3 protein-coding genes are annotated in these 6,690 nt (G+C 75.4%); all 3 read left to right on the forward strand.

Annotated elements, in window-relative coordinates:
• Position 1 precedes the first annotated feature (1 nt).
• Genes AC6F7H_RS00120 through AC6F7H_RS00130 form a run of 3 tightly spaced genes read left to right on the forward strand, consistent with a single transcriptional unit; the run spans position 2 to position 6,629 of the window.
• Entirely contained in the window at positions 2 to 5,260 is a 5,259-nt protein-coding gene (locus AC6F7H_RS00120) for an amino acid adenylation domain-containing protein (protein WP_500754429.1), read from the forward strand.
• Positions 5,257 to 6,051, forward strand: coding sequence for a thioesterase II family protein (locus AC6F7H_RS00125; RefSeq protein WP_500754431.1), 795 nt, complete (start codon positions 5,257 to 5,259; stop codon positions 6,049 to 6,051). The genes AC6F7H_RS00120 and AC6F7H_RS00125 overlap by 4 nt, the downstream gene beginning before the upstream one ends.
• A complete protein-coding gene (locus AC6F7H_RS00130; protein WP_500754433.1) occupies positions 6,048 to 6,629 on the forward strand; it encodes a nuclear transport factor 2 family protein in 582 nt (193 codons plus the stop codon). The genes AC6F7H_RS00125 and AC6F7H_RS00130 overlap by 4 nt, the downstream gene beginning before the upstream one ends.
• The last annotated feature ends 61 nt before the right edge of the window (positions 6,630 to 6,690 follow it).

The raw sequence follows: 6,690 nt of genomic DNA on the forward strand, positions 1-6,690 counted from the left end.
CGTGTCACTTCTTCCCCCTGCCCCGGCAGGCACGTTCACCGATCTCGTTCGCGATCGGGCCGCCGCCGACCCCGACCGCGCCGCCTTCTCGTTCGTCCACCGGCACGGCGGCGACCGCGACCGGCTCTCCCGGGCTGGACTCGACGCAAAGGCCCGCTCCATCGCCGCCCACCTCCAGGACCGCGGCCTCACCGGTGAGCGCGTGCTCGTCCTCCTCGCCCCCGGTCTCGACTACATCGCCGCCTTCCTCGGCTGCCTGTACGCCGGCGCCACGGCCGTCCCCCTCTACCCGCCGCCGCGCGTACGCCACTCAGCCCGGCATGCCGCGGTGCTCGCCGACGCCGGTGCTGCGGCCGTACTCGCCGACGAGGACGGCGCCTCCATCGCCCCCTACCTGACCGGGGACTGCGCCGCCCAGCTGATCTCGCCGACCGACCCGATGCCCGACGCCGACGCCTGGCGCCGCCCGGAGATCGACTCCGACACCGTCGCGTTCCTCCAGTACACCTCCGGCTCCACCGGGTCGCCGAAGGGCGTGATGGTCACCCATGGCAACCTGCTGGCGAACTCCCGGGAGATCCAGCGGACCTTCGGCACCGGCCCCCACAGCCATGCCGTCAGCTGGCTGCCGCCTTACCACGACATGGGCCTGATCGGCGGCATCCTCCAGCCGCTGTACGCCGGCTGCACCGCGACGCTGATGTCGCCGTTCTCCTTCGTCACCAGCCCCCGGATGTGGCTGGAGCTCATCTCCCAGGAGGGCGCCCAGGTCAGCGGCGGCCCCAACTTCGCGTACGACCTGTGCGTCGACCGGCTCTCGGACGCCGACCTGGAGGGCCTCGACCTGTCCCGCTGGGAGGTCGCCTTCAACGGCGCCGAGCCCGTCCGCGCCGAGACGCTCGACCGGTTCGCCGCCAAGACGGCGCCAACCGGCTTCCGCAAGCAGGCGTTCTTCCCCTGCTACGGCCTCGCCGAGGCCACCCTGCTGGTGTCCGGCCGCTCCCTGGGGGGCACCGCCCCGGTCGCGTTCGACGCCGACAGCCTGGCGCCCGGCAGCGTGCCGGCACTGCAGCCCGGCGGCACCGAGGTCGTCAGCTGCGGCCCGCCCTCCGACGGCGTCTCCGTGGCCGTCGTCGACCCGGCCACCGGCGCCGAGTGCGCGCACGGCCAGGTCGGCGAGATCACCGTCGGCGGAGCAAGCGTCGCCGCCGGCTACTGGAACCGCCCCGACGTCACCGCCGAGACGTTCCCCACCCCGGCCGGCCCCGGCGCCCCCGCCATGCGCACCGGCGACCTGGGATTCCTGCACGGCGGCGAGCTTCACGTCGTCGGCCGCAGCAAGGACCTCGTCGTCGTCCGCGGCCGCAACCACTACCCGTCCGACCTGGAGCACACCGCCGCCGAGTCCCACCCGCTGGTCCGCCGCGGCGGAGCGGCGTTCGCCCGCGCCGGCGCGCACGGCGAGGAAGCCGTCCTCGTCCTGGAGACCTCCCGCCCCAAGGACGGCGAGGAATACGCCGACGTCGTCACCGCCGTCCTCGCGGCGCTCGGCCGCGAGCACGGGCTCACCCCCGGCGCGGTCGTCCTGGTCCGCCCGGGCAGTGTGCCCCGCACCTCCAGCGGCAAGGTCCAGCGGTCCCACTGCCGCGAGCTGCTCGCCGCCGACGGCCTGCGGACCGTCCACCGCTGGGAAGGCGAACAGCAGGCCTCCGCGGACGCGCCAGAGCAGGGCGAAGACCTGCGGACCGCAGTCCTGCGCCTCGCGTCCGACCGGCTCGGCAGGCCCGTCGACCCCGCCGCCGCCCTCGTCGGCCAGGGCATGGACTCCCTCGCCACCCTGCAGTTCAAGGCTGCCGTGGCCGAGGAGCTCGGCATCGACCTCGCGCTGGAGGCGCTGCTCGGCGGAGCGGGCCTGGACGACATCGTCCGCAGCCTCGGCGACGCCCGTTCCGCCGCCCCAGGCCCGCGCACCAGCACCCTCGAAGGCGCCGAAACCGACCCGGACCCCCACGCCCCGCTGCCGCTGACGAGCGGTCAGCGCGCCCTGTGGTACCTGGAACAGCAGAATCCCGGCACCGCCCCCCACATCTCCGTCGCCCTCCGCTTGCGCACTTCCCTCCCCCCTCAGGTGCTGCGCCGGGCCCTGGACACCCTGGTCGAGCGCCACCCCGCCCTGCGCACCGCGTTCCACACCGCCGACGGCGTGCCCTTCCAACAGGTGGCCGCGGACACCGCGGCCGACTTCACGGTGGCCGACGCCTCCGCCCTGGACGAGGCCGGGCTGCGCGACCTGGCCGCCCGCGAGATCGCCGACACCGCGTTCGACCTGTCCGCCGGCCGGCTGCTGCGGGCCCTGCTGCTGACCCACCCCGACGGGGACGTGCTCTGCCTGGTGGTGCATCACATCGTCGCCGACATGTGGTCCCTGACCGTGCTCGCCGAGGAGCTCGGCACCCTGTGCGGAGCCGACGGCGACGCCGCCGCCCTGCCCGCCCCACGCCGGCCGCACGCCGCACTGATGCGCCGCCACGCCGCCGCCGGCGAACGGCACGGCGAGGAGCTGTGGGAGCACTGGCGCGACGTCCTCGACGGCTGCGACCCCGTGTTGGAGCTGCCCGCCGACCGGCCCCGCCCGGCCCACCAGTCCTTCGACGGCGACTCCGTCCCCTTCGCCCTGAAAGCCGCGACCGTCGACGCGCTGCGCAATCTCGCCGCCCGCGAGGGCACCACGCTCTTCACGGTGCTGCTGGGCGTCTTCCAGACACTGGTGCACCGCTATACCGGCCGCAGCGACTTCCTCGTCGGCGTGCCCACCTCGGGGCGCACCGACCCGGCCACCCACGGCAGCGTCGGCTACTTCGTCAATCCCGTCCTGATCCGCTCCCGCGTCGACGCCGACCAGGACTTCCTCAGCCAGGTCCGCGCCGCCGGCGCGGCCGTCACCGACGCCCTGCACCACCAGGACATGCCGTTCCCCACGCTCGTCGAGCGGCTGAGGCTGACCCGCGACACCTCCCGCGCCCCCGGCTACCAGGTGCTGTTCAGCCTCACCAGCCCCCACCGCGGGCGGGACACCGGGCTCGGCGCGCTCCAGACCGGCCGCGGCGGCGCCGGGATCCGCATCGGCGGCCTCGACGCCGAATCCCTGCCGCTGACCCACCGCACCACCCTCGTCGACCTCAACATGGTCCTCACCGAGACCGGCGACGGCGTCGAAGGAATGATCGACTACGCCTCGGCGCTCTTCGACCGCGCCACCATGGAGCGGTTCGCCCTCCACTTCCGCGCCCTCGCCGCCGCGTTCGCCGCGGACCCCGCCACCCCCGTCGGCGAGGCCCGGCTGCTCTCGGACGAGGAACTCGGCCTGCTGAAGCGGTGGAACGACACCGGCTCCCCCTACCCGTGCGACGAGACGCTCGCCACCCTCTTCGCCCGGCAGGCCGACCGCACACCCGACGCCCCCGCCCTCCTGCACGGCGAGGTCCGGCTCTCCTACCGCGGGCTGGACCGCGTCGCGGAGCTGCTCGCCGGCCGGCTGCGCGCGCTGGACATCGGCACCGGGGACCTGGTCGCCCTGCACATGGACCGCCACCCCGGCGTCGTCCTCGCCGCCCTCGCCGTGGTGAAGACCGGCGCGGCCTACGTGCCGCTCGACCCGGCCCACCCCGCGGAGCGCCGCCGCCAAGTACTTGCCGAGGCGGCCGTCTCCGCCGTGCTGACGGCCGGCGGCGACGACCCGTTCGCCGCGGACGGGACCGGTGCCGGGGCAGGCGTCCCGGTGCTGGAGGTCGCCTCCCTGCTGGACCCTGCGGCCACCGCGGAACCGTCCACGGACCCAGCCGCCGCCGGCACCGGCCCGGACGACCTGGCCTACGTGATGTACACCTCCGGATCCACCGGAGTGCCCAAGGGCATCGGCATCACCCATCGCAACATCGCCCGCCTCGTCCTCGGCACCCGCTACGTCTCCTTCGCCTCGGGCGACCGCGTGGCCCAGCTCTCCAACGCCGCCTTCGACGCCGCCACGTTCGAGATCTGGGGCGCCCTCCTCAACGGCGGCACCCTGATCGGCCTCGACCGCGACAGCGTCCTCACCCCGGCCCGCCTCGCCGGAGCGCTGCGCGACCACCGCGTCGACACCGCCGTGATGACCACCTCCCTCTTCAACCAGCTTGCCGCCCACGACCCCGGGATCTTCGCCCCGCTGCGCCAGCTCCTCGTCGGCGGCGACGTCCTCGACGTCCACGCGGCGGCCCGCGTCACCGCGCTCGACGGCGGACCCCGCCTGGTCAACGGGTACGGGCCGACGGAGTCCACCACCTTCGCGACCGCCCACACCGTCGGCCCCGACCCCGCTGCGGCCGGCACCCGCATCCCGATCGGCACGCCCATCGAGAACACCACCGTCCACGTCCTCGACGACCGCCTCGCCCCCTGCCCCGTCGGCGTCCCCGGGCGCATCCACATCGGCGGCGACGGCCTCGGGCGCGGCTACCTCGGCCGCCCGGAGCTGACGGCGGAGCGCTTCCTGCCAGACCCGTTCGCGGACACCCCGGGCGCCCGCATGTACGACACCGGCGACCTCGGCCGCCGACTGCCCGACGGCTCGGTCGACTTCCTCGGCCGCGCCGACTTCCAGGTCAAGATCCGTGGCTTCCGCGTCGAACCGGGCGAGGCCGACGCCGCGCTGCTGCGCCACCCCCGGGTGGCGGAGTCCGTCACGGTCGTCCACGGCGAGGCCGCCGCCAAGCGGCTGGTCTGCTACTACGCCGGCGACGACGCGCCCGCCCCGGGCGAGGCAGCCGCCCACCTGCGGGCGCTGCTGCCCGAGTACCTGGTGCCCACCGCGTTCGTCCGGCTGGACCGCCTGCCACTCACCGGCAACGGCAAGGTCGACCGCGCCGCCCTGCCGGCACCGCGCCAGGACGCCCCGCAGACGTCCCCGACCGAGCCTGCCGGCACCCTGCTGGAGCGGGAGGTCGCCGAGCTCTTCGCCGAACTCCTCGGCATCCCGCAGGTCGGGGCCACCCAGAACTTCTTTCTGCTGGGCGGCCACTCCCTCCTCGCCATGCAGCTGCTGGTCCGGGTCCGCGAGCGGTACGGCGTCGACCTGCCCATCGCCGAACTGTTCGGCGACCCCACCGTCCGCGCGGTCGCCGCGCACCTCGAACGGAACACCGCCGCGCCCGCTCCGGCCGCCCAGGGTCCCGCCCGCCTGGCCCGCCGCGCCTACGTGCCCGGAAGCGCGGTGGCCCGGTGACCCCGTACCACCCGCGCACCCCCACGGCCTGGTTCCCGGAGCCGGCCGCGGCCGGCGGCCCGGCTCCCGCGACCGTGCTGTTCTGCCTGCCCCACGCCGGAGCCGGAGCCTCCGCCTACCGCCGATGGCCCGCGCTCCTCGGCGCCGCCGCCGAGGTCGTCCCCGTACAGCTGCCCGGCCGGGAGAACCGGTTCGGCGAACCGCCGGCCACCCGGGCCGGCGAGGTGGTGGACGAGCTCGCCGACCGGATGCTGGAGCGGGCCGCGCACCACCCGCGCATGGTCCTGTTCGGGCACAGCATGGGCGCTCTGCTCGGCTACGAGCTCGCCCACGCGCTGACCGCCCGCGGCCGGGCCCCCGACCACCTGTTCGCCTCTGCCTGCCGGGCGCCCTCGCTGCCGCGCGGCCGGGACGACGTCCACCGCCTGCCCCGGGAGGAACTCGTCGCCCACCTGGTGCGGATGGAGGGCACCCAGCCGGAGGTCCTGGCCCACCCCGACCTCCTCGACCTGCTGCTGCCGGTGATCCGGGCCGACTACGCCCTCTGCGAGACCTACCGGTTCACCCCCCGTCCCCCGCTGTCCGTGCCCGTCACCGTGCTCGGCGGCAGCGGCGACCCCGGTGTCCGCCCCGAGCACCTGGCGGCCTGGGAGGAGCTGACCACCGGCCCGTTCCGCAGCCACCTCCTGCCCGGCGGCCACTTCTACCTGCACGACCGGCTCGCCGACGTCGTGTCCGTCCTCACCGCCGCCCCCGGCGCACCTGCGGCGGCGGCCGGGGGCACGGTGTGAACGCCGCCGCCGTCGGCCGCCACGTCGCGTCCCTCGGCCTGCCCGGCGGCGGGTTCCGACTGGACCGGGGCCCCTTCCCGGTCCGCGGCCGCTTCCGGGTGGCCGACAGCTTCGTGATCACGGTCGCGCACCCCGGCCGGTCCCGTCCCCACCACACCGCTCCCACGCCCCGGTTCCCGCCCGCCAGGAAGGACCCCCACCCCATGACCGCAGTCCGGCACCTCTCCGCCGACATCGAGAGGGTCCACGCCTACTACCGGCTCGTCGACGCCGGCGACATCGACGGGCTGACCGCCCTGTTCGCTCCGCACGCCGTCTACCACCGCCCCGGCTACCCGCCGCTGGCGGGCCGCACCGAACTGGACCGCTTCTACCGGCAGGAGCGCGTCATCAGCCGGGGCCGGCACACGGTGACGTCGGTGACCGCGGTCGGCGGCGACGTCGCCGTCCAGGGCAGCTTCCAGGGCGAACTCCGCGACGGCAGCCCGGTCTCCCTGCGCTTCGCCGACTTCTTCACCCTCTCGCCCGAGGGCCTCTTCACCCGCCGCGACACCTATTTCTTCAGCCCCCTCGTCTGACGGGCCCGGCCCGGTCCCGGCCCGAACGGCCGCTTCGCCGCCCGCCGCCGTCCGGCCGGGG

The sequence above is a fragment of the Streptomyces sp. MMS24-W38 genome (assembly GCF_059889265.1).